Genomic DNA, 23,587 nt, shown 5'->3' with positions numbered 1-23,587 from the left:
TAGGGATCCCGCTTGCCTGCCCTGCCAAGGCCCAGTTTGTGCCTCACCCGGTTGCCACAGGCTGGATAAAAGGGAGATAACAAAGAAGACAGACCGTTTGAACACGGAATGTATAGCCATTTGCCAATCCTGCCCCTACCTTTGGGGGGAGCAGCCTTTCTACCGACACTTGAGGATCCCTATGGACGCCCTAACTGCCCTGAAAGAGCGCATTTCCGCCGACAAATTGGATCCCAGCCGCCGTTTATCGGAAGCGGAGATCCGAGAGCTGGTGGCTTATGCTACGGAAGCTCCTTCTTCCTTCAACATTCAGCACTGGCGGTTTGTTGCGGTCACCGACCCGGAAGACAAAGAGCGCCTCAAATCTCTGGCCTACAACCAACAGAAGGTGGCGGATGCATCGGTGGTGTTTATCATCCTGGGGGATCTGCGGGGGTATGAGAAACTGCCTGAAATTGTGCAAAGAAGCGTTGCTGCCGGGATCCTCCCCCCCGAAAAAGCGGAAGGCTGGGTGAACATGGCCCAGGCAACCTATCTCCACAATCCCACCTTGGCGCGGGATGAAGCGATTCGCTCTGGGGCGATGGCTGCCATGGCGCTGATGATCGCGGCTCAGGCCAAGGGTTTGGTGAGCGGGCCGATGATCGGCTTTGATCCGGAAGGGGTAAAGCGGGAGTTCGGCATTGCCGACCGCTACGTGCCGGTGATGCTGCTGGCGGTTGGATATGCGGCAGCGGGTAACCTGCCGCGCAAGCCTCGCTTGGGGGTGGATGAAGTTCTGGCCTTTGGGCGAGGGCGGGAGTTTTAGCCCTAGGCTCAGGTGGGATCCCTGTCGCCCTCTCCTGGGCTCCTACCGGCATCAAGCCTTGAGAAAATGAACCAGCTGTTGCAAGCGATCCCAAGCGGCACCCCTGGCGAGAATCTCGCGAGCTTGGGCGATCCCGGCTCTCCAATCGGGGGCCACTCCGGCCACCTGCAGGGCCAAAGCAGCATTCAAGGCCACCACATCCTGCTGGGCAGGCGTCCCGGATCCCTGAAGGACTTGGGCGAGGATGGCAGCATTTTCCTGCAGATCTCCCCCTTTTAAGGCTTGGGTGGGTGCTGCAGTGAGGTCATAGTCGCGCGGGTTCAAGACTTCCGTCCGCACCGACCCGCCGCAAAGGACGCCCAAATCCGTGGGCTGATCCAGCCCGGCCTCGTCGAGACCTTCGCGGCTGTGCAACACAATGGCCCCTTCCCGTCCCAACAGGCGCAGGGCCTCTGCCATTACCGGCACCAGCTCCTGGGCGTAAACCCCGATCACCTGGCGGTTGGGATAGAGGGGGTTGACCAAGGGCCCCAACAGGTTGAAAATGGTGCGAACCTTGAGGGCCCGCCGATAGGGGATCACCGCCCGCATGGCCGGGTGCCACTGGGGAGCAAACAAAAAGGTGATGCCCACTTCCGCCACAGCCGCCCGCACCCGCTCTGGCTCAGCCCCCAAGTTCACCCCCAGGGCCTCCAGCACATCCGCCGAGCCGACCTTGCCAGAGGCGGAACGGTTGCCATGTTTAACCACCGGGATCCCGGCTGCACTGACCACAAAGGCCACCGCCGTGGAAATGTTAAAAGTGCCGGCCCCATCGCCGCCGGTGCCACAGGTATCCACCAGGAGAGGCAAGTCCAGCGGGGATCCCAGCGAAGCCCGCTGTAGCACTCGTGCCATGCCGGCCAGTTCACCAGCGCTCACACCCTTGGCTTGCAGGGCCGCCAGAATCGCCCCCGACACCACATCTGGCACTTGGTTCTGGAGCCAACCGTTCATCAACTGTTCAGCTTGGGCTTCGCTGAGAGATTGCCGATCCAGCAACTGCCCCAAAAGCTGTGGCCAAAGGTCAGCCGTTTCCGTCATGGGTTGGGATCCTGGGTGTCAGTGGGTACTCATAGTAGCGTATCCCGCCTCTGGGTCACTTGCCTCGTGCAGGTCGGGCCATGCTGATGGTTGGTATAGTGGGTTTGACCTGAGCCGTTTCCGGCCCTAGCAGGGTGCGCTCCATTCTTCTCTTCCCTCCCGGAGGTTGTGATGAACCCTCCAACTAACCCAAGGGCTTGCAGCCCGCTTGCACGAGCGGGAGCCTTTGCCCCCATCCATGTTGTGGGCGGGGGGTTGGCGGGGACAGAAGCTGCTTGGCAAATTGCCCAGGCAGGGTTGCCTGTCATCCTTTCGGAGATGCGCCCCGTGCGTCAGAGCCCGGCCCATCACACCGATCAGTTGGGGGAGCTGGTGTGCAGCAACTCCTTTGGGGCTGCAGCCAGCGATCGGGCGGCAGGGCTACTCAAGGAAGAACTGCGACAACTGGGATCCCTGGTGATCGCGACGGCGGATTGCCATGCAGTGCCGGCAGGAGGGGCATTGGCAGTGGATCGGGCCCGCTTCAGCCAGGCTCTCACGGAAGCCATTCAAAACCATCCCCGCATCACCCTGCGTCGGGAGGAGGTGACGGAGATCCCGGAGGGCATTGCCGTCCTCTGTACCGGCCCTCTGACCAGCGATCCCCTGGCCAAGGCACTGCAAGCCTTTACGGGCCTGGAGTACCTGAGCTTTTTTGATGCGTCTAGCCCCATTGTTACCGGGGATTCGTTGAACCGAGCGGTGGTGTTTCAGGCTTCCCGCTACGACAAGGGGGAAGCAGCCTATCTCAACTGCCCCATGACGGAAGCGGAGTACGAACGGTTTTGGCGGGCGCTGGTGGAGGCGGAGCAGGCGCCCCTCAAGGATTTTGAACGAGAGGAACGCAAGTTTTTCGAGGGCTGCTTGCCGATTGAAGAAATGGCGCGCCGTGGCAAAGACACCCTCTGTTTCGGCCCCTTGAAGCCGGTGGGGCTAGTGGATCCGCGCACGGGATCCCGTCCTTACGCGGTGGTGCAGTTGCGGCAAGAGGACAAAGCAGGGCAGCTGTGGAACTTGGTGGGCTTTCAAACCAACTTGAAATGGGGAGAACAGCAGCGGGTCTTTCGCCTCATCCCCGGCCTGGAACAGGCGGAGTTTGTCCGCTTTGGGGTGATGCACCGCAATACATTTTTGAATTCGCCCCAGCTTCTGTGGCCGACCTTGCAATTTCGTCGCCGACCCACGCTGTTTGCCGCCGGCCAGTTGGTGGGCACCGAGGGCTATGCCTGCGCGGTGGCAGGGGGATGGTTGGCCGGACAGAACGCCGCCCGCCTGGCTCTGGGGTTGCCCTTGATCACACTGCCCCCCGAAACAATGATGGGATCCCTGTTTCAGTTCATCAGCAGCGCCGATCCCAGGCACTTTCAGCCGATGCCGGCCAATTTTGGGCTGTTGCCGGATTTGGAGGGGCGCAAGCTTCGCAACAAGCAGGAGCGCTATGGCCGTTACCGGGATCGGGCTTTGGCTGCTCTGAAAACGACTGGGTTGGTGCGCCAAGTGCAAACCGCCTAGGGGAGCTTGGAGCGTGTTCCCGACCATTGCGATCCAAGTCAAAGTCGAGATTGAGCGTTATCGTCATTTGAAACTAGATTGAGACACTTCCTAGGCGTTTCGCGACCGCCCCCAGCCCCTCTCCCTCTGGGGGAGGAGAGTCGGGAAGCAATGCCACAGAAATATTTAGAAATGTTTCATTCCTATGCCGCGGTAGCAGATCCCAAAACGAGCTGTCAAAAGCTGGGCAAACCTATTGGCTACCTTCCCTCTTTCCGCTGCTCACAAGACAAAAGGGCGCGCATGGACTCCAACAGTTGGGGTGCCCTCTGGGTTAGGTCTTGATAGAGGCAAATTTGCTGTTGGCAGCGGGCCAGGTTATGGGCTTTGCGGCTGGGGTAGCGCTGGGGATCCCAATTCCAGTAAGCGTCTTCAAACCAATCCTGCAAAAAGCGCATCCCCAATTCCAGGGTAATCAGTTGGATCCCTTGGAGAAGGAGTTCCGGTTGTAGGGCGTGCAAGTTCCCGGTTTGGGCATAGCCCCGCAACCCGGCCAGGATCGCCTCTGGCTGAAGGGTATTTCCTCGTTTGCCCCAGGAGCGCAGGGCATCCCCCAATTCAACATAGAGATTGTGATACATAAAGGTGTCCAGATCCACCAGGCCCACAAATCGCCCCTGCTCATCGAACAAAAAGTTGTTGAACTTGAGATCGGCATGGATGATTTGAGTTGGGATCCCCGAGGGCAGCAGAAGATTGGGCACAGTTTCGATTAAAAACTGCCATTCTGCCTGCACTTCTGGGGCCGGCTCATACTGGCGTAGCTGTTGCCAAAGGTGAGCCGTATCGTGAAAATGCGGGATCTGGAAGCGAAAACGATAGTCCATCTGGGCCAAGAGTCGATGCAGGCGTCCAACGGCTGCCCCCGCCTCTTCCAGATAGCCCCAATTGGGAGGAGTTGGGTGACAGGATCCCGGCAGACAATCCATGACCCGCCACAGCCCTTCTGCCCAGGACAAGTGCAGGGATCCATCGCGAGCGCGGCGGAATTGGGGGACGGGGAAGCCGTGTTGTCTCAACCATTGGCCGATGGCTTGACCATCTTCAGTGACAGCAGGATCAAATCGGGGGTGAAGGCGCTGGACGATGAAGGATCCCTCAGAGGTGTTGAGTTTCCAAGTTTGGTGAATGAGGCCCACTCGGATGGCTTCGGGTGGCTCTGGATCCCCCAGTTGAAAGTGCTGGACAAGGGGATCCAGCCAAGTCAGGTCAAGCATAGGCAAGGAAGAAATCTATTCAAGCTTGGGGTGCTGGGTCGATCTTTTCGTTTTCAGAGCTGCCTCAAACTGCTTACCACAGCGGCGGCCTTTGAGGCTTACAGTTCAAGTTCTATTGAAGTGGCTTCATGTTGACGATTTTACCGTCCTCGATAAACAGGGCAAGTTGTTTGGGAGGGTGCAGCTTGTTATGCAACCACAGCCTTTTTGCGGCTCACCCGAACGGGACTTGTCGCCAGAACTCACTGCCCCATTGGCCGAGAACTCAGGTGTCGTTGTAGCAAACCCGCGAAAGAGCCCCATTTGCTACCTTAATGAAGGTTGCTGGCCGGACAACCGTTAGGTTCCCTCATCACCCCATGGATACCCGCCTAATCAACATTGGCTTTGGCAACATCGTCGCCGCTGGGCGTGTGGTCGCCATTGTCAGTCCCGAGTCAGCTCCCATCAAACGCATCATCAGCGATGCCCGCGAGAGGGGCCAGTTGATAGATGCCACCTATGGTCGTCGTACCCGCGCTGTCATTATCACCGATTCCGGGCACGTTATCCTCTCCGCCATCCAACCCGAAACCGTTGCCAACCGCTTCCTCACGGCCAAGCCCGGTTTGCCAGACGAAACCGAGTGAAAGCCCATCGCTGTGAGCCGTTTGAGAAACCAGAAGTGAGATATCCTAAAACAAACCCAAACAAGTCAATTGCCCAGCCGTCTTGCGTCGGTCTCTGTCTATGCCAACCTCTCCTACCCCGGTTTCCTCTGAGTGTACGCAGCAGCAGGGATCCCTTCCGGCTCCCACCCCGCGCGGTCGCTTGGTGGTTTTGACAGGGCCCAGTGGAGTGGGTAAGGGTACGCTGGTCAACCAGTTGCGCCAGCGCCACCCCGAGCTGTATCTCTCGGTTTCGGTCACCACCCGCCCCCCCCGCCCCAGCGAACAGGAAGGCGTCAACTACTACTTTCGCAGCCGGGAGGAATTTCTCAACTTGATTGAAGCCAACGAGCTGTTGGAATGGGCACAGTATGCGGGCAACTTTTACGGCACTCCCCGCGAGATCGTGTTCCAAAAACTCAATCAGGGTCAGGATGTGCTGCTGGAAATTGAGCTGGCGGGGGCCCGTCAGGTGAGGCAACAGTACCCAGATGCCATTCGCATCTTTCTCTGTCCACCTTCTCTGGAAGAGCTGGAACGTCGCATCCGCGAGCGCGGACAAGACTCAGAGGCCAGCATCGAGCGCCGCCTGGAACAGGCCCGCAAGGAATTAGATGCCCAAGACGAATTTGACTACGTGATTGTCAACGACAACCTGGAGCAAGCGCTGCAGGAGCTGGAAGCCCTGCTCTATCCCCCCTCTCCCTCTTCAAAGGAGCAGCAGCCCTAGCTTCTCCAGCCCCTTCCCGGAACGCTGGTGTCGGTGGTGCAGTGGCTCCAGATTGGGCCTAGGGTTAACTTTCGGTTAAGAAAAAAGCTGCTGGGGAGGGTAGTTTGGCTTTACCAAAAAACTGGGTCTGAAACCCCGCCCTAAGGCCTACGGCCCGCTGCCGCGATGAGCACCGCTGCTGTGGAGGGGCAACCTGACACGGTAAGTGCTGTCGCAGAACCAGGAACCAGAATCCCCTGCCTTTAGGCAGGGGAGTATGTCAATTGTGAGATAATGGTAAAGCTGCGCTTTCTGTGCAGCCTCTGGTTCTAATCAGTTCTATCTGGCCAATTAGGGGATAGTATGCTGCACACACTATCTGGCCAATTAGGGGATAGGTCTCCAGCTCTGATCGGGATCCACTGTATCCTGGAGCTTTACGACTGCCCGGCCAAACTTTTGGATGATGCCTCTCTGGTGCAACAGGCTTTGCGGGAGGCAGCGAGACGCTCCAACTCCACCTTTCTGGGAGAGCTGTGCCATCCATTTGAGCCGCAGGGGATTACAGCCCTCGCTCTTTTGGGGGAATCCCACATCTCCATTCACACCTGGCCCGAAGCGGGCTACGCGGCGGTGGATGTGTTCACCTGTGGTCGCCACACCCGACCGGAAGCGGCCTGTGAATATCTGATCGACGTGTTTCAAGCGCGACGATATTCCCTGCGCAAGGTGCCCCGCCGCACCGCGCAACCGACACTCCTGGAAGAGGCCCCAGACTCGGCTGAGGTGCTCACCTGTGAAGCGAGCCGACGAAGGCGCTGAGATCCTCGCCAATCGCAGCTTTTTCCAAACTGTCATGGGGGCCATCTGTAGGCTGGGTGGGATCCGATTCACCCCAGAGGTCAGTCTATGTTGCTGGAAAAAGCTGTAGCGAGGTGCTTATGAGCAGCCCGAGAAGTTTCTTCTGGGTTCAGGAGTACTTTACCCCTTGGGACTACACCGCCCGTGCCGTCACGCGCATCTTGGCCTACCGAAAAACCCCTTTCCAGGAGATGCTGATCGCCGAGACGGGGGCCTTCGGCAAGGGTCTGATGCTGGATGGGCATTGGCAATCCACTACCGTGGATGAGTTTCTGTACCACGAGGCTTTGGTTCATCCGGCTATGGTGCAGGTTGTCCAAGCGGGCGGGATCCCCCGGCGGGTACTGGTGTTGGGGGGGGCAGAAGGGGCAACGCTGCGGGAGGTGCTGCGTTGGCGCTCGGTGGAGCAGGTGGTGATGGTGGACATCGATGGGGAGGTGGTGGCAGCCTGCCGAGAGCACCTGCCGGAAATGCACCAGGGATCCTTTGAAGATCCGCGGGTGGAGGTGGTGATTGCCGATGCCTTGGATTTTCTCCAGGAAACAGGCCCCATTTGGGATGTGATCCTTTCCGATCTTTCCGATCCCATTGAGTCCGGCCCTGCCTACCGCCTCTTCACCCAGGAGTTTTTCCGCCAGATCCGCTCCAAGTTGCAGCCAGATGGGGCTTTCACCATCCAAGCCGGGCCGACGGGTCCGGTTGAGCTGCCCCAGCACACCCGCATTGTTCGCACCCTGAAAACGGTGTTTGCCGCTGTGCAGCCCTACGCCATCTATGCCCCCACCTACGGTGGCCCACTGGGTTTTGCCCTGGCAGCTCAGGATCCCATCTCCCCCAGGCCAGAACCGGAGCAGATCGACCAGATTCTGAGCCAACAGTTGGATCCCGAGCGAGGGGCACTGCAATTCATCGATGGCATCACCCTTCTGGGCCTCTACCAAGTCCCAGCTCACCTGCGCCGTGCCATTGCCGCCGAGACCACGGTTTATACCCTGGACAACCCGCCTCGCATCGAATAAGGGGCTATCCAGCACCCCGAAGGGATCCCAGGAGAGTTTGTCTTTGGTGCCATAACTTGGTAGATTCGTGAGCAGCCGAATTTTGCTTCCCTGATGAAAGTCCTGGTTATTGGTGGTGACGGATACTGTGGCTGGGCGACAGCCCTGCACCTATCCAACAGGGGTTATGAGGTGGCCATTCTCGATTCCTACGTCCGCCGCCTCTGGGATCTGCAACTGGGGGTTTCTACCCTGACCCCCATTGCCCAGCTAGAGCAACGGGTGGATCGCTGGAAGGGGCTAACCGGCAAGGACATTCCCATCTTTGTCTGCGACGTTACCAACTACGAAGCCCTGATCTCCTGCATGCGCCGCTTCCCGCCGGATGCCATTGTTCACTTTGGCGAGCAGCGCTCTGCCCCTTACTCGATGATCAGCCGCGAGCATGCGGTGATGACCCAGGTGAACAACGTGGTGGGCACCTTGAACATCCTCTACGCCATCAAGGAGGAATTTCCCGATTGCCACCTGGTGAAGCTGGGCACCATGGGCGAGTACGGCACCCCCAACATCGACATCGAGGAGGGGTACATCACCATCGAGCACAATGGCCGCAAGGATACCCTGCCCTACCCCAAGCAGCCGGGATCCATGTATCACCTCTCCAAAGTACACGACAGCCACAACATCCACTTCGCCTGCCGCGTCTGGGGCCTGCGGGCCACCGACCTCAACCAAGGGGTGGTATACGGCGTGCTCACAGAAGAAACCGGCATGGACGAGGTGCTGATCAACCGTCTCGATTACGATGGCGTATTCGGCACAGCTCTGAACCGCTTCTGCATTCAAGCGGCCGTGGGCCATCCGCTGACAGTGTATGGCAAGGGCGGCCAGACCCGCGGTTTCCTGGATATCCGCGACACGGTGCGCTGCGTGGAGCTGGCCATTGCTCACCCTGCCGAGCCGGGCCAATTCCGGGTGATGAACCAGTTCACAGAGCAATTTAGTGTTGAGCAACTGGCGTTGCTGGTGCAAAAGGCGGGAGCCACCATGGGCCTGAAGGTGGAAATCAACCACCTGGAGAACCCCCGCGTCGAGCTGGAAGAGCACTACTACAACGCCAAAAACACCAAGCTCCTAGACCTGGGCCTCCAGCCCCACTATCTGTCCGATTCCCTCTTGGATTCGCTGCTCAACTTTGCTCTCAAGTACAAGGATCGGGTGGATGTGCGGCAGATTTTACCCAAGGTGAAGTGGAAAGGTTAACTCTCCAGGCAAGCTTGGGCCAGGCTCAGCCAGCCGCGCGCCAGGTTGTCCAGGTTATAGCCGCCTTCCAAGCCGAAGAGGGTTTTGCGGGTCACCTGCTCCAGGCAAAGGCGGGCCATGCGGCCAAAGGCTTCCGGCTCTAGCTGCATACCGGCCAAGGGATCCCCTTTAGCACAGTCGAAGCCGGCGCTCACCAGCAGCAAATCGGGCTGGAACGCTTGCAAGAACGGCAAGATCTTCTCGTCGAGGGCCTTTTTGTAGACCGACCAATCCGACCCCGCTGGCAAAGGAACATTGCAGAGGTTGCCATGGATCCCGGTTTCGCGAGCGGAGCCGGTGCCGGGGTAGAGGGGAAACTGATGGATGGAGGCATAGGCCAGTTGGGGATAGCGCTCCACCACCGCCTGCGTGCCGTTGCCGTGGTGAACATCCCAATCGAAAATCGCCACCCGCTTTACCCCCGGCTGATCCAACGCCCACAGCGCCGCAATGGCCGCGTTGCTGAAGAGGCAAAATCCCATTGCCCGTTCCGGCTCCGCGTGATGCCCAGGCGGACGACACAGCACCAAAGCCGGCTGAGCGGTGGCCAAAACCGAAGCAGAGCCGGCAATCCAAGCTCCCACAGCCAGGCGCGCTGCCTCAAAACTTCTCCCCGAGAGAGCAGTGTCGGCATCGATGCGTCCCCCACCTGCTGCTGCCAACTCAGCCACCTGTTGAATGTGCCGACGCGAGTGTACTCGCTCCAGCTCTGCTAGCTCCGCCAAGGGGGGATCCCGCCATTCCAACTGGTTGGCAAAAGGGGCACCACGCAGCGCCTTAACAATGGACTGCAAGCGAGCCGGACGCTCGGGGTGAAATGGCCCAGTATCGTGGCTGAGGAAAACATCAGAATAGTAAACGGGCAACACGGACAAAGCCAGCAAGCTAAGGCAACACCCTTGCAGTGTAGCTTAAGCCCGCCCCCTCTATCCGTAGAAGACCTCTGACATGGATCCCGCATAGGGGTCAAGGCCAAAAGAGGCTTGTTGGAGTTTTTGCTTGACCACATCCCGCACCACCGACCGCAGCAACTCCAGCTCAGAGGGGTTGAGTTGATCGCGGCTGGGGCACTCATCGGCGGCCAGCCACATGTAGATGGCGGGGACCCGGTTTAGGATCTGCTGCATCATCGCTTCCCGCTCCCTAGCGTCATAAAACACCTGTTGATGGGGGTGCTCAGTGGAGAGGATAGTTTCCAGTTCTCCCAATGCCAGGTACTCAACAATATTAACCAACATCTTTTCCATGATGAATGTCCCTCCTAAAAATCCCTGTCGCTCTTAAAAACAGACATTAAACAAAAAACGCTGCTTCCCCATCTTCCTCCGCTGCTTTTGGCACCGGATTTTGCCTACAAGCCGACCATTTAAGCCGGTTGCAGCTAAGTCTGCCGTCGGGAAGAAGTTGCGGTTTCGTTCGTAAGATCCTCTTGTGCAGCCAATCCTTGCCTCCTCTATTCGCCTCGTTTGCCTTTCCACTTGCCGCTGAAAGCAGCCAATAGGAGCCATCAGCAGCTGGAAAATCTTTTTGCTGGTATTCAGTACCAACGAAGAATTATCAGCGTTCAAGAGAAACAAGGTAGAGCGTTTAACAAAGACTATAGAAACTCGACTGCAAAAGGCAGGAAGATCTTACTCAGCTATTTGTCATTCACTACCCTAACACGTGACTGTGTAAGAAATTGCGGGAATATTAAGAAACTTACATATTTCTTGACAATTGACTAAAACTTCTGTCTGTCAAGGAGGCCCTGGAAGGCAGTTAAAGAGTTGTAAAGAGCAACTCTTCCCTTGGCTCCAAGCTCTGAAGAACTGCCAAATCCAGGGATCCAAAACAAATAGATTTAGCCTGCTATGGGCAGATCGACTCGCTGAGCCTGGATCCAGAAAGACTCTAGGTCATAGTAGTCCCTTTCCTGTTGCATAATCACATGGACAATGAGATCGGCATAGTCGATCAGTATCCAAGAGGCCGATTCCTGCCCTTCGATGCGGCGCGGAGTTTGTTTCCACTCGTCCCAAACCTTTTCCTCAATTGCTCGGGCAATGGCGCGGACTTGCGTGAGCGAGTAGCCGCTGACCAGAAGAAAGTAATCTGCCAAAGTGGAGACTTGGGATACATCCAGCAGAACGATATCGCCACCTTTTTTCTCTTCTGCCGCGCGAGCTGCACTCAGCGCCATGCAATAGATGGGATCCCCGGCGGGGGCAGGCATGAGATGTAGCAACTAAAACCCTCCTGAAACGACTGAGCTAACTTGAGACACAGCTTTTTCTAAAGGATGTAACAAAAAGTGATTCCGAGTCATGAGTGTGCGCGGATGAATCACCTGATTCCGATCTAGCAAAAATTTTAGGCTCAAGTCACATACTCCCACTACGGTTTTAGACAAATCTACAAAAGCCATCTGCCGCAACCGCTCCAATTCTGGGTTGCTGCCCCGATTCGGCTCCAGGGCATCGGCCACGAAAACCACACAACTGAGGGGATCCATGCCGGGCCGACCCAACGTGTGGTTGGCAATGGCCGCCAAGATCTCCGGATCCTGTACCTGAAACTGCTCCCGCGCCACCAGGGATCCCACCTCAGCATGCAGGATATGGGGTTCGGCCCGCTCAATCTCATCCAGCTCCCGTTCCTGAGCCACCCTTTGCAACAGTTGCTCCGGCGGGAAAGCCTTAGCCAAGTCGTGCATCAGCCCTGCCCAAGCAGCTTTCTGCTCATCCAGCCCGTAGTGGGCCGCCAGCTGCCGGGCCATCGCCTCTACCCCCAAAATATGGCGAAGGCGAGGGGGAGACACCTGCTCCTGTAGCCAGGCCAACACCGCTTCCCGCCCCAGTTGAGTGCCCATGGCCCTAATCATTTTGCAACTTCAGCACGGCCATAAACGCTTCTTGGGGCACATCCACCGTTCCCACCGCCTTCATGCGTTTTTTCCCCTCTTTTTGTTTTTCCAAAAGCTTGCGCTTGCGGGTCACGTCTCCTCCGTAGCATTTGGCCAAGACGTTTTTGCGCAGGGCCGGTATGGTTTCACGAGCAATCACTTTAGAGCCAATCGCCGCCTGAATGGGCACTTCAAATTGATGGCGCGGGATCAGCTCCCGCAACTTGGCCACTAGAGAACGGCCTACATAAAAAGCTTTGTCCCGATGCACAATCGTGGATAGAGAATCCACCACATCGCCGTTGATCAAAATGTCCAAACGCACCAAATCATCGGCGCGATAGCCAATCATTTGGTAGTCCATGCTGGCATAACCGCGGGTGCGTGATTTCAATTGGTCGAAAAAGTCGGTGACCACTTCCGCCAGAGGCAGCTCATACACCAGCGTAGTCCGACCCTGCGCCAGATATTTCATGTCTTTAAAAGTGCCGCGTTTGGTCTCACACAGCTCCATCACGGTACCGACAAATTCCTCAGGAAGAATCACCTCTACCCTGACAATCGGCTCCTCAATGCTGGTGCGCTCGTTGGGGGGAGGCAGCTTGCTGGGATTGTCCACCCGAATCACAGAGCCGTTGTTGAGGGTAACTTGGTACACCACCGTCGGAGCTGTGATCACCAGATCGAGATTGTACTCCCGCTCTAGGCGTTCCTGCACCACCTCCATGTGCAGCAGGCCCAGAAAACCACAGCGGAAGCCGAAGCCCATGGCGCTGGAAATTTCTGGCTCAAAGTACAGGGCAGCATCGTTGAGCTTGAGCTTTTCCAGAGCCTCTTTGAGTTCGGCGTACTGATCGGAGCTGCTGGGGAACAGGCCACAAAACACCATCGGCTTGGCTTCTTTGTAGCCGGGCAGGGGCTCAGGAGCTTTGCGATTCACCAGTGTGATGGTATCCCCAACCCGGGCGTGTTCCACGCTCTTGATGGCGGCGGCCATGTAGCCCACCTCGCCCGCATGTAGGGCATCCACCGGCTCTTGGTTGGGACGCATCACCCCCAGCTCGGTAATCTCGTATTCTCGGCCAGAGGCCATAAAGCAAATCTTGTCCCCCGTCTTCACCTCCCCATCCATGATGCGCACATAGACGATCACGCCGCGATAGGCGTCGTAATAGCTATCGAAAATCAAGGCCCGCAAGGGATCCGCCACTGTATCCCGTGGGGGGGGCACCCGCTGCACAATGGCCTCCAGAATCTCTTGAATGCCAATACCCACCTTGGCAGAGGCCAGGATTGCCCCGCTGCAGTCGAGGCCGATTACCTGCTCAATCTCCGCAATCACCCGCTCCGGCTCGGCGCCCGGCAGGTCGATTTTGTTGATCACCGGAATAATTTCCAGGTTGTTCTCCAGGGCCAGGTAGACGTTGGCCAAGGTTTGGGCCTCCACCCCTTGAGAGGCATCCACCACCAGCAGCGCCCCTTCACAGGCGGCCAGGGAGCGGGAGACTTCGTAGGTGAAGTCCACATGCCCCGGCGTGTCGATCAGGTTCAAAACGTAGTCTTGGCCGTCTTGGGCACGGTAGTTCATGCGGGCCGCTTGCAGCTTGATGGTAATGCCCCGTTCCCGCTCCAGTTCCATGCTGTCCAGCAGTTGTGGCCTCATCTCGCGGGCTGAAACGGTGCCCGTTTCCTGCAGGAGGCGATCGGCGAGGGTGGATTTGCCGTGGTCGATGTGGGCGATGATGGAAAAGTTGCGAATACGGGAGACAGGAACGCCGGTCATAAAAACTGATCAGGGCAAAGATTTTTTACAATGCTAGCCTCTCTGCTCCCCTGCCTGAACTGAGGTTGCCCAGAAGTTGGCTGCCAAGGGGAGAAGACACAGCCCTTCTGCCGGACACCAGAGCACCCTACTGGAATTGGCCGGGACAGCTCCTTTCCGGCAGCGCTGACTAGAGCCGGTACAACAGACGTGCCGCTTGTGTGGCAGGGATGGGATCCGTGAAGATGGAAAAAGCCAGAACGAACTTAGGCGGTGTTGTCGCCAGCTCGCCAGGAGGCTATGGGTCTGACCCGACGGCAGAGGAAGCAGTCCAGAACCCTGCCCAAAGCACTACTTGTCTAACTTCTCAATGTAGGGGCGAATGTCGTTGAGGTCGATGTAGCGGTCGGTGGCGTTGCGCAGCTCGCGGGCGATCATCCCTTCGGTGGAGACAACTGTAATCAGCGTGTTTTTGGAACGCAACAGCTCGACGGCCCGCTCAAAATCTCCATCGCCGCTAAATAGAATGATCCTATCGTACTGGCCAACGGTGTTGAACATATCGATTACTATTTCGATATCCAGATTTGCTTTTTGGGAGTACCGACCGGAGTCTTCATCTCGATATTCTTTGAGGATCTTGGTGCGCACAGTGAAGCCCATGCTGATCAGAGCGTCTCGAAAGGCCCTCTGATCATGGGGATCCTTGATGCCGGTGTACCAAAAGGCGTTGACCAATTCAACATTCGGCTGTGATCTAACAAAATAATCCAGCACCCGGCGTGGGTCGAAAAACCAGCCATTTTTCTGTTGAGCATAAAACATATTATTGCCATCAATAAAGATGGAAACCCGAGTGACGGGATGATGGTAAAACATAAAGCTTTTCCGAAAAAAGTAAGGTGAACTGGTCAGAAAAAGAGGATGAAAACGAGGTCACTGACTTTCCACAAGAGCCATTTGGGCAGCCAGCACCTTGCTGACACCAATCTCTCATCATAGCCAAAGGTGGGATCCCTTTCTCAAGAATTAACTCTGGGGAGAGGCACCCCTGTAAACCAAAGCGGGTTCCGGTTGCCGCAGGGCATAGCTGGATCCCGGTCGATCGGCTTGGCTAACGTACAGCTCCGCCAATTGTCGAGCCAGGTTACGGATGCGCCCAATGTAGAGGGTGCGCTCGGCTACAGCAATGACACCACGAGCGTCGAGCAGGTTAAAGGTGTGGGAGCACTTGAGCACATAGTCGTAGGCGGGCAGGAGCAGAGACACGGCCAACCGATCCGGCAACACCTGTTTCTGCAGTTTCTGTTGGGTGGTTTCGATCAAACGCTTGGCCTCGGCTTCGTAGAGCCGGAACAATTCCAGTAGCATCTCCGGATCGGAATACTCGAAGTTGTAATAAGATTGCTCGACCTCATTTTGGAAATAGATTTGTCCATAGGTAATCCGTCCCAGAGAAGGATGCTCATTCCAGCAGAGATCGAAAACCGAATCCACCCCCTGCAGATACATGGCCAGGCGCTCTAGCCCATAGGTAATTTCTACAGAAACCGGGCGACAATCTTGTCCGCCCACCTGCTGAAAATAGGTGAACTGGGTTACTTCCATGCCGTCCAGCCACACTTCCCAGCCCACGCCCCAAGCCCCCAAGGTGGGAGATTCCCAGTCATCTTCCACAAAGCGAACATCGTGTTCTGCCGGGTTCACGCCCAAAGCTTGCAGGCTATTTAGGTACACATCTTGAATGTCATCGGGGGAGGGCTTGATCAACACTTGGTATTGAAAATAGTGCTGCAGGCGATTGGGGTTTTGACCGTAGCGTCCATCGGTGGGGCGGCGACAGGGTTCGACATAGGCCACTCGCCAGGGATCCGGCCCCAAGGCGCGCAAAAACGTGTGGGGGCTCATGGTGCCGGCGCCTTTTTCCAGGTCGTAGGGTTGTAGGATCAAGCAGCCCTGCTCCCCCCAAAACTGTTGCAGGCGAAAGATCAAGTCTTGAAAGGTGTGGGCTGACATGGCAGGGGTTGGGCAGAGATGGATTAACCCCTATCCTACCAATCTCCTCCTCTCAGTCGAGCAGCTCTTCTTGATCGACTGGATCCGAGTAGTCCCACTCGATGGGGGGCATTTGGTCGAAGGCTTGTTTGAGGGCGCTCTCCCACAGTTTGCGCATCTTGGCCAGGTAGGGATCCCCGGTGCGCAGGCGCAGACGGTGGGTGACCTTGAACTGATCCGCTTGCACCATCACCAAATCGATGGGGGGGCCGACGGAGATGTTGGATTTCATGGTGGAGTCAATGGAGAGGAGAGCGCATTTGGCCGCATCTGCTAGCGAGGTTTCGTAGGAGAGGGTGCGATCCAAGATTGGCTTGCCGTATTTGGTTTCCCCCACCTGCAAAAAAGGGGTTTCCGGGGTGGCCTGGATGCAGTTGCCCTGGCTGTAGATCAAAAAGAGGGCCGGCTCCTCGCCTCGGATCTGTCCCCCCAACAACAGGCTGCACTGGGCGTCGATACCGTCCTTTTCCAGCCAGGGTCGGTCTTGCTCCTGGATGTAACGAATTTTGGATCCCAGGTAGCGGGCCACGTCGTAGAGATGGGGGAAGGTGTGGAGATTGGAACTTTCCGGTTGGCGCAGATCCCGCTGCACTTCGGTCAAAACGCCCTGGGTGATGGACAGGTTGCCGGAGGTGCAGATCAAGATCACCCGCTCTTCGGGCACGGAAAAATCGAACAGCTTTTGGTAGGTGGAGACGTAGTCCACCCCGGCGTTGGTGCGGGAATCTGCCGCCATCACCAAGCCAAAGCGGGTGATGATGCCAAGGCAGTAGGTCATGCGAACGATGCGGCTCGGCTCTCTGATTGTAGAGGCGATTGTAGAGGTTCAGGGGAAAGCAAATCCGATTTTGTGGCGGATTTCCTCCCGCAGGCGGGCGGTGATCGAGGCTTCGTCCAAATCGGCCAAAATCTGGGCTATGGCGGCTTTGGGGCCCTCTGGCCCCCAACTGGCTCCCTGGGCCAGGTAGCGGCGGGCGGACTCGCCGATGGCATAGCAGGAAAACCCGGCCAACACCGCCTGCGTCAGGGCCACGGAACCGTAGGCTCCCAGAGAGAATCCCCCCAGCAAGGTTTTCAGGGATCCCAGGCCCAACAGCGCCACCCACTCGCCGGCGCCCAGGCTGAGCATGCTGAGGATGATCTTCTGCAGCAGTTGTGTGGCTCCTGCAGTGCTCATGGGCCAGCCGTACAGGCGGGCCAGGCGCAGGATCAGGGTGACATCGATGGCCAGCCCTCCCAAGGTATCGAGCAGGGTGATGGGGTTGAGGGCAACCGCCAGCGCTTTGGTGCGGGCGGCTGAGGCGATGAGGTCTTGGGCTTGCTGGGCACGGGTTTGCAGCTTGCGCTCAATTACCTGCTGGTTAACCCGATCAGCAAACAGGAGGGCATTCAAGGCCAGCAGCGAACGCCCCTCCCGATGCAGGACTTCCAGGATTTTCAGGCGCAGCTCATCCACCTGCGGGGATCCCACTTCCATCTGGGCAGCAAAGCTCCCATCCGGCCTTTGCACCAGGCGGGGTACGCGAGGGGAGGCCGCCACCATGACGATCTCGTTGGGAGAAAGGAGCTGCCGCACCCGTTCGTTGCGGATCTTGTCGTAAATGGCCTGGCGATCTGCCTCTGGGTACTGGTCGATCTTGTTGAACACCAGCAGCATAGGCTTGCCCGCCTCCCGCAGGGTGGCCAGGGCCTCAAACTCCACCCGCGTCAGATCCCCGCAGACGACAAACAGGATCAAATCCGCCCGCTGCGCCACTTCTCGGGCCAGCCGCGCCCGCTCTTCGCCGTCTACTTCATCCAGGCCGGGAGTGTCGATCAGCTCCAGACGGGATCCCTGCCAATGGGCGACCTGTACCGACTGCACCGAGGAAGGGGGGAGGCGGGATCCCTGCAGGGATGTGCCAGAGAAGGAGGACTGGGGGCGGGTTTCCCAGCTGATGTTCCAAGTTGCCGCTTGCTGGGTACGGGTGACGCCGTGGGTTGGCCCCGTCTCAAAGACCGGCTCGCCCAACAGGGCATTGAGCAGCGAAGACTTGCCCCGCCCCACCAGACCGAAGGCGGCGATGTGGATCACCTCGGTTTCCAGCTTGTCCAGCAGCGCTTGCAGGCCCTCCAGCTCGGCTTCCAGGCCCGTGACCTCTTGGGGGCGCAGATCCAGTTGGGTCACCCACTGGCGCAAGCTGCGCTTGGCTTGTTGGTAGTTGAGGTCATCTTGCAAGGTGTTGCGGCGAGCCATGACCGTAGCGTTCGATGGTTCAATAGCAGTAGAGAGCAGCCCTCAAAGGATCCCGTCCCCCTCTGGGAATTGGCAGGCTTCCCTATCGGCCAAAGAGCTGCTCATCAAAAGCAGTACAGAACGATCATAAGAGGAAGGGAAGAGCTAAGCTCAAAGCAAGGCGGCCTCAGCCGCAGGGATCTGCAACTCAAAAATCCGATATCCGAAACTTGGCAAGAGGAGGTTTTCCATGCCCAGGGCTATCTGGAATGGGGTAGTGGTGGCCGAGACAGACCGCTACGAAACCGTAGAAGGCAACATCTATTTTCCGCCGGAATCTCTGCGCCGGGAATACTTCCAGCCCAGCTCTACCCACACCACCTGCCCCTGGAAGGGGGAGGCCAGCTACTACACCCTCGTGGTCAACGGCCAGGAGAACAAAGATGCCGCCTGGTACTACCCGGATCCCAAACCCGCTGCGGCCAACATCCGGGGCTATGTGGCCTTCTGGAAGGGTGTCAAGGTGGAGCCCTAGCCGGAGCCGAGTTTGTCAACCGGGTATGATGGGAAGAGTGGGTTGGAGAGGCGATGCCATGCTGACCGATGGCCGGATCCTGTTTGGCGCGGCCCGGTGGGCGAGAAAGCTGGGCCTGGCCGGATTGAGCTTGGTGCTGTTGGGCTGCAGCCCCGCAGGTTTTCGCACCCCGCGTCCCAGCCTGACCAACAGTGGCCTCAACAGCATCTTCCCCGATGGGGAGCCTGCTTTCAACGGAGATGGCCGCTACCTGGTGTTTTCCTCGGCCCGCAGCGGCAGCCAGGATATTTTTCTCTACGACACGGTGGAACGTCGCTTGGTGGATCTGCCCGGCCTCAACTCCAGCGACGTGGCGGCTACCTCGCCCGACATCAGCGCTGATGGCCGCTACATCGTCTACGTGTCCAATGCTCTGGGCAAGTCTGAGATCTTCCTCTACGACCGGGAAACTCGCAGGATAGAAAACATCAGCAGCCGGGTGCCAGGAGATGTGCGCAACCCCACCATCAGCGGCGATGGCCGGTTTATCGCTTTTGAGAGCAACGGCCAAGGACAGTGGCACATCGAGATTTTTGACCGGGGGCCGGCGGCCAGCACGCGTCCAACCTCACCTTCTTCCCCCAATGCTGACGACAATCCCTGAGGGGATCCTCAAGCCAGGATAGGCCCCCCTGCTTTGCAAGAGTTTCTGCATGTTGATTCCCCTCGCCCAGCGACTTCAACCCCTTGGCGGCAATGTGTTTGACCGGATGGATCAAGCCAAGCGGGAGGCTCGTCGCTCTGGCCTGGATGTAATCGATTTGTCGCTGGGATCCTCCGATCTGCCCCCACCTTCAGACTCCTTGGCGGCCATTCAATCGGCTCTGTCGGATCCCTCTACCTATGGCTACACGCTGTTTCACGACACGGCGGACTTTCGGACGGCCTGCGCCAAGTGGTACATGGGGAAGTTCGGCCTGGAGATCGATCCGGAAACAGAGGTGCTGCCGTTGATCGGATCCCAGCAGGGAACGGCCCTCTTGCCCCTGGCTTTGCTCAACCCCGGCGATGTTGCCTTGGTCGCCGATCCGGCCTATCCCTCTCATGCGGGCGGGATCCATCTGGCGGGCGGGATCCCCTACTACCTGCCCCTGCGGGCGGAAAACCGCTTCTTGCCCCGCTGGGATCGGATCCCGGCAGCGATCTGCCGGCAGGCGCGGCTGCTGGTGTTGAACTACCCCCACAACCCCACCACTGCCACCGTCACCCCGGAGTTTTGGCAAGAAACCCTGCAGTTTTGTCAGCAGTACGACATCGTTCTGGCCCACGATTTTCCCTATGTGGACTGGCGCTTCGACGGCCAGGTGGCCCCTTCTGCGCTGCAGGCGGATCCCGATAAAACCCGCACCATCGAGTTTTTTTCTCTCTCCAAGTCCTATCACATGGGAGGGTTCCGGGTGGCCTACGCCATTGGCAGCCGAGAGCTGATCCGAGCCCTGCGATGGGTGAAATCCACCATCGACTTCCATCAGTACCAGGGCATTCTGCGGGGGGCAGCAGCGGCTTTGGCAGTTCCCGATAGTTTTTTGGAGCGCTGGCGGCAGGTGTACCGAGAGCGACGGGATATAGCTGTGGCGGCTCTACACCGCATCGGTTGGCCTGTGCCTTTGCCGGAGGCCACCATGTATCTGTGGGCGCCTTTGCCGGAGTTTTATCGCGGCTCTTCTGCCCAGTTTTGTTTGGACTTGGTGAGAGCCACAGGGGTTGCCCTGTCTCCCGGTTCTGGCTTTGGCCCCAGTGGGGAAGGCTATGTCCGCTTTGCTTTGGTGGTCGAGGGATCCCGTCTGGAGGAGGCGGTGGGACGGATCGAGGCGTTTTTGTCCCAGTGAATTTCCTAAATCCCAAAATCGAGCATCCACCTCTCGCAACTGCGGTTGGTTGTGCTCGCCCACCCTCGGGCAATCTAAGTCAGGATAAGAGTGTTACCCAAGTTGAGTGGGCATGGAGAAGGAAACGCTCGACAGTTTTTTGTCCATCCGCGGGGTGATGGGGGTGGCGCTCTTGAGTCGGACAGGTCGCCCTTTTTTCTACCGCTCTTTTCAGGATTTGGATAGCCGACAGCAACAGGCCCTCACCGAAGGGCTGTTTCAAGTTTTGCAGACCATGCCCCCAGGACTTGACTATTTTGATTTTCAGTTTGCCGAGCAGCGGGTCTTCGTTTACCCCCTCGGGCCGGAATGGGCGCTGCTGGTGGCGGTGAATGACGAGCTGGTGATGCCGGTTTACACCTTGGCCGTGAACCGCCTGCGAGCCGAGCTGCAGCAGGATACGCCAAAGGGCTTGGCCACCTTTCGTCTATTTACCAGCCAGGCGGAGGCAGGCCGGAACGCTACCCAGCCCAGTTCCGCTCCTGCGGCGGGCCCGCGCATGGAGATGGATGTCTTCGTGCAATCTCTGAACCGTCTCTGCCAGATTACAACCGGCTATTTGGGCAAGGCGGTGATCGTCAACTATTGGAAGGCAGCACGGCAGGAAGTGGTGGAACGCCAGGGATCCAAAGCAGAATGGCTGAACCAGTTCGAGATCGAGCGCAGCGGCCAGATCCACTACCGGGGATCCCTCAAGGAACTGGACGAATCTCAGCAAAGGGTGCTACGGGATTGGGTGCTGGCTTTTTTCCGTCGCTGTGAAGAGGTAATCCACGATTTTCGCAACTTGATCAAATCGACAGAACTGGGCCTATGAAAAAGGGGCAGGCTTTTTCCTAAGTAGGGCTATCGGCGCTTGGCCGAGGACAATCCAGGCTAAGCTATGACCATGCTCAACCCGGATCACGCCAGGTGCAGACAAGATCCCTGCCTGGGGATGTCCCTTCTTGTCGCCGCAAGCCGACCCAGCGAAAGATCCGCTTTGCTACCGCGATGCCGCCGGATCCCTCGTTAGTATGGGGTTACGGCGCGCTATGCGAAGGAGTTGCCATGCTGAGAATCGTCACCCAGCTAGCCGAGGCTGAAGCCGAGCTTAGACGGATCTCGGAGCGCACTCAGGCTGACCAGAACCTGCACCGTGAAGCAACCGTGCGGGAGATCCTGCAAGCGGTACGCCGTCAGGGGGATCGGGCCCTGCTGACCTATACGGCTGAGTTCGACCAGGTGGAGCTGAGCGTTGCCGAACTGAAGGTGTCTGGGGCCGAGCTGGAGGCGGCTTACCAGGCGGTGTCTCCGCAATTGCTTTCAGCCCTACGGCTGGCCAAGCAGCGCATTGAAGCTTTTCACCGGCAGCGGGTGCCCAGCAGTTGGGTAAGCTTTCCCGGCCCTGAGATCGTCTTGGGCAAGCAATACCGCCCTGTGGATCGCGCCGGCCTATACATTCCGGGGGGGCGGGCCGCCTACCCCAGCACTGTGTTGATGAACGCCATCCCGGCCCAGGTGGCGGGGGTGCCCGAGATTGTGATGGTGACGCCACCGGGATCCGACGGCTCGGGGGGCAAGGGGATTAGCCCGGCCATTTTGGTGGCCGCCCAAGAAGTAGGCATCCACACCATCTATCGCGTTGGAGGGGCTCAGGCAATAGGGGCCTTGGCCTACGGCACCGAGACCATCCCCAAGGTGGACGTGATCACCGGCCCCGGCAACATCTACGTAACTTTGGCCAAAAAGCTGGTGTACGGCACGGTGGGGATCGACTCGCTGGCCGGGCCATCGGAGGTGTTGATCATCGCCGACGAGAGCGCCAACCCCCTTTATGTGGCTGCCGATTTGCTGGCCCAAGCCGAGCACGATCCCTTGGCGGCGGCCATCCTTCTGACCACCGATCTCCAGCTGGCCCAGCAGGTGCAGCAGGCGGTGGCCACCCAGATGGAGGCCCATCCCAACCGTCTGATGGTGGAAAAGTCGGTGGTGAATTACGGGCTGATTGCGGTGGTGCCGGATCTGACGGCGGCGGTGGCTTTGTCCAACCTGTTTGCGCCAGAGCATTTGGAACTGCAGGTGGCCGATCCCTGGGCTTTGCTGGATCCCATTCGCCATGCGGGGGCCATTTTCTTGGGCCACCATACTCCGGAGGCGGTAGGAGATTACCTGGCTGGCCCCAACCATACCTTGCCCACCGCCGGTGCGGCCCGCTATGCCTCGGCTTTGGGGGTGGAAACTTTCCTAAAGCATTCCAGTCTGATTCAATACAGCTCAGCGGCTTTGCGGGAGGTGGCCAGCGCCATTCAGGCTCTCACACAAGCGGAAGGGTTGCCCGCCCACGGCCAGTCGGTACAGGTGCGGTTGGCGGAGGAGCGCTAATCAAGCCCTGGTCGCAGTTAGCTAGACCGCCGGGAAGCCCCACCCTCTGTTAGTGACTAGTGGCTAGTCACTATCCACTCACCACTATCCAGGGTGAGGGTCGGGATGAGAGGCAAGGACACAATGCTTTGTCCTTACTGGTGCTATGACCGGCGTAGCAGGATTTTATACGCTCATCATGAGAACTTTTATAAACTCATCATGAGAACTGCCTATCAATATCGCTTACGCCCTACTTCTAGCCAAGTTGCTCTGATGGACCAATGGCTAGACTTGTTACGGAAGCAGTATAACTATCGCTTGGCAGAGCGCTTTGCGTGGTGGGAACACAATCGCTGTGACATCAATGCTTGTTCTCGGTGCGGCAGCTTACCCCAGAGCTGGAAGCCATCCTTAGCTAGAAATCGCAGGAGCCCCGCACTGTACCCGTAGGGTCAGTGCCGGGAGGGATGCGCTTTGATGAAGTACAATGAACTCATGAGCCAAGTCCTGAACGTCTCCTGTAAGCTCAAGGCGTCCCAGTCGCAAGCCGCCAAATTGGACGCGACGATGGATGTCTTTGTGCAGGCATTGAACTGGGTCAACCAGAACACGCCGGAGAAGATCGTCAACGCGGTCAAACTGCAATCCCTTTGCTACTACGAGAT

General features: G+C 58.1%; 24 protein-coding genes and 1 pseudogene. 14 read left to right on the top strand and 11 right to left on the bottom strand.

The annotated features are described in order from the left end of the window. Window positions 1-181: 181 nt before the first annotated feature. Window positions 182-808 carry a nitroreductase family protein gene (locus NW828_RS07750; RefSeq protein WP_011431721.1) on the top strand — a complete coding sequence of 209 codons (627 nt, stop codon included), beginning with the start codon at window positions 182-184 and terminating at the stop codon, window positions 806-808. Between the two features lie 51 nt (window positions 809-859). Here NW828_RS07750 and trpD read toward each other — a convergent pair whose 3' ends face one another. Next, window positions 860-1,891 (bottom strand): anthranilate phosphoribosyltransferase, encoded by a 1,032-nt coding sequence (gene trpD, locus NW828_RS07745; protein ID WP_414382992.1) that lies wholly within the window; start codon window positions 1,889-1,891, stop codon window positions 860-862. Window positions 1,892-2,062: 171 nt separating this feature from the next. On the opposite strand from trpD, the gene trmFO reads away from it, so the two are divergent. Then, the gene (trmFO, locus tag NW828_RS07740; protein ID WP_414329729.1) at window positions 2,063-3,442 is read left to right on the top strand and encodes an FADH(2)-oxidizing methylenetetrahydrofolate--tRNA-(uracil(54)-C(5))-methyltransferase TrmFO; all 1,380 of its coding nucleotides are present in this window, start codon (window positions 2,063-2,065) and stop codon (window positions 3,440-3,442) included. A 239-nt stretch (window positions 3,443-3,681) separates the two neighbouring features. Here the strand turns inward: trmFO and NW828_RS07735 are convergent, their stop codons facing one another. Continuing rightward, complete coding sequence (locus tag NW828_RS07735) at window positions 3,682-4,698, bottom strand: phosphotransferase enzyme family protein (protein ID WP_187147247.1); 1,017 nt, start codon at window positions 4,696-4,698, stop codon at window positions 3,682-3,684. Window positions 4,699-5,057: 359 nt separating this feature from the next. On the opposite strand from NW828_RS07735, the gene remA reads away from it, so the two are divergent. The 5 genes from remA to NW828_RS07710 all read left to right on the top strand — a co-directional run bounded on the left by remA (window position 5,058) and on the right by NW828_RS07710 (window position 9,179). Next, complete coding sequence (gene remA / locus NW828_RS07730) at window positions 5,058-5,327, top strand: extracellular matrix/biofilm regulator RemA (RefSeq protein ID WP_414382990.1); 270 nt, start codon at window positions 5,058-5,060, stop codon at window positions 5,325-5,327. 100 nt (window positions 5,328-5,427) lie between these two features. Further along, entirely contained in the window at window positions 5,428-6,075 is a 648-nt protein-coding gene (gene gmk, locus NW828_RS07725) for a guanylate kinase (RefSeq protein WP_369791759.1), read from the top strand. A gap of 342 nt (window positions 6,076-6,417) precedes the next feature. Next, window positions 6,418-6,876: an adenosylmethionine decarboxylase gene (gene speD, locus NW828_RS07720; RefSeq protein WP_414342990.1), complete on the top strand. Its 459-nt coding sequence runs from the start codon at window positions 6,418-6,420 to the stop codon at window positions 6,874-6,876. A gap of 119 nt (window positions 6,877-6,995) precedes the next feature. Then, window positions 6,996-7,934 carry a spermidine synthase gene (locus NW828_RS07715; protein WP_414382989.1) on the top strand — a complete coding sequence of 313 codons (939 nt, stop codon included), beginning with the start codon at window positions 6,996-6,998 and terminating at the stop codon, window positions 7,932-7,934. Between the two features lie 93 nt (window positions 7,935-8,027). After that, complete coding sequence (locus NW828_RS07710; protein WP_414373485.1) at window positions 8,028-9,179, top strand: NAD-dependent epimerase/dehydratase family protein; 1,152 nt, start codon at window positions 8,028-8,030, stop codon at window positions 9,177-9,179. Here the strand turns inward: NW828_RS07710 and NW828_RS07705 are convergent. The 9 genes from NW828_RS07705 to NW828_RS07665 all read right to left on the bottom strand — a co-directional run bounded on the left by NW828_RS07705 (window position 9,176) and on the right by NW828_RS07665 (window position 18,155). Further along, window positions 9,176-10,087 (bottom strand): histone deacetylase, encoded by a 912-nt coding sequence (locus NW828_RS07705; RefSeq protein WP_414383004.1) that lies wholly within the window; start codon window positions 10,085-10,087, stop codon window positions 9,176-9,178. The two genes, NW828_RS07710 and NW828_RS07705, sit on opposite strands and share 4 nt — an antisense overlap. A gap of 57 nt (window positions 10,088-10,144) precedes the next feature. Then, window positions 10,145-10,456 carry a hypothetical protein gene (locus NW828_RS07700; protein ID WP_414382987.1) on the bottom strand — a complete coding sequence of 104 codons (312 nt, stop codon included), beginning with the start codon at window positions 10,454-10,456 and terminating at the stop codon, window positions 10,145-10,147. 605 nt (window positions 10,457-11,061) lie between these two features. Continuing rightward, a complete protein-coding gene (gene rsfS / locus NW828_RS07695; protein ID WP_011431734.1) occupies window positions 11,062-11,433 on the bottom strand; it encodes a ribosome silencing factor in 372 nt (123 codons plus the stop codon). A 12-nt stretch (window positions 11,434-11,445) separates the two neighbouring features. Next, window positions 11,446-12,081, bottom strand: a complete 636-nt coding sequence (gene yqeK, locus NW828_RS07690; RefSeq protein WP_414382985.1) for a bis(5'-nucleosyl)-tetraphosphatase (symmetrical) YqeK — start codon at window positions 12,079-12,081, stop codon at window positions 11,446-11,448. Continuing rightward, window positions 12,074-13,885: a translation elongation factor 4 gene (lepA, locus tag NW828_RS07685; RefSeq protein ID WP_414382983.1), complete on the bottom strand. Its 1,812-nt coding sequence runs from the start codon at window positions 13,883-13,885 to the stop codon at window positions 12,074-12,076. The genes yqeK and lepA overlap by 8 nt, the downstream gene beginning before the upstream one ends. A 330-nt stretch (window positions 13,886-14,215) precedes the next feature. Next, on the bottom strand, window positions 14,216-14,743 hold the full coding sequence (locus NW828_RS07680; protein ID WP_011431737.1) for an NYN domain-containing protein: 528 nt from the start codon (window positions 14,741-14,743) through the stop codon (window positions 14,216-14,218). A 150-nt stretch (window positions 14,744-14,893) separates the two neighbouring features. After that, window positions 14,894-15,880, bottom strand: a complete 987-nt coding sequence (gene glyQ / locus NW828_RS07675) for a glycine--tRNA ligase subunit alpha (RefSeq protein WP_414328660.1) — start codon at window positions 15,878-15,880, stop codon at window positions 14,894-14,896. A 52-nt stretch (window positions 15,881-15,932) separates the two neighbouring features. Then, window positions 15,933-16,697: a peptidase gene (locus tag NW828_RS07670; RefSeq protein ID WP_414382981.1), complete on the bottom strand. Its 765-nt coding sequence runs from the start codon at window positions 16,695-16,697 to the stop codon at window positions 15,933-15,935. 48 nt (window positions 16,698-16,745) lie between these two features. Beyond that, window positions 16,746-18,155, bottom strand: coding sequence for a GTP-binding protein (locus NW828_RS07665; RefSeq protein WP_414382979.1), 1,410 nt, complete (start codon window positions 18,153-18,155; stop codon window positions 16,746-16,748). 229 nt (window positions 18,156-18,384) lie between these two features. Between NW828_RS07665 and NW828_RS07660 the strand changes: the two genes are divergently transcribed. The 7 genes and pseudogenes from NW828_RS07660 to NW828_RS07630 all read left to right on the top strand — a co-directional run. After that, window positions 18,385-18,669, top strand: coding sequence for a DUF427 domain-containing protein (locus NW828_RS07660; protein ID WP_414328853.1), 285 nt, complete (start codon window positions 18,385-18,387; stop codon window positions 18,667-18,669). 58 nt (window positions 18,670-18,727) lie between these two features. Then, window positions 18,728-19,312 carry a TolB family protein gene (locus tag NW828_RS07655; RefSeq protein ID WP_414343009.1) on the top strand — a complete coding sequence of 195 codons (585 nt, stop codon included), beginning with the start codon at window positions 18,728-18,730 and terminating at the stop codon, window positions 19,310-19,312. 49 nt (window positions 19,313-19,361) lie between these two features. Then, window positions 19,362-20,537 carry an LL-diaminopimelate aminotransferase gene (locus NW828_RS07650; protein ID WP_414382977.1) on the top strand — a complete coding sequence of 392 codons (1,176 nt, stop codon included), beginning with the start codon at window positions 19,362-19,364 and terminating at the stop codon, window positions 20,535-20,537. A gap of 112 nt (window positions 20,538-20,649) precedes the next feature. Beyond that, window positions 20,650-21,393 carry a hypothetical protein gene (locus tag NW828_RS07645; protein WP_414343014.1) on the top strand — a complete coding sequence of 248 codons (744 nt, stop codon included), beginning with the start codon at window positions 20,650-20,652 and terminating at the stop codon, window positions 21,391-21,393. Window positions 21,394-21,626: 233 nt separating this feature from the next. Further along, entirely contained in the window at window positions 21,627-22,940 is a 1,314-nt protein-coding gene (hisD, locus tag NW828_RS07640; RefSeq protein ID WP_414328849.1) for a histidinol dehydrogenase, read from the top strand. Between the two features lie 105 nt (window positions 22,941-23,045). Then, window positions 23,046-23,372: a helix-turn-helix domain-containing protein gene (locus tag NW828_RS07635; protein ID WP_414382975.1), complete on the top strand. Its 327-nt coding sequence runs from the start codon at window positions 23,046-23,048 to the stop codon at window positions 23,370-23,372. Window positions 23,373-23,417: 45 nt separating this feature from the next. Then, window positions 23,418-23,587: pseudogene (locus tag NW828_RS07630) on the top strand (RNA-guided endonuclease TnpB family protein); the annotation flags it as partial.

The sequence above is a fragment of the Synechococcus sp. W55.2 genome (assembly GCF_047461635.1).
GTDB lineage: Bacteria > Cyanobacteriota > Cyanobacteriia > Thermostichales > Thermostichaceae > Thermostichus.
The sequence above is the reverse complement of the archived record's forward strand: the minus strand, read 5'-3'. Positions and strand labels throughout refer to the sequence as shown.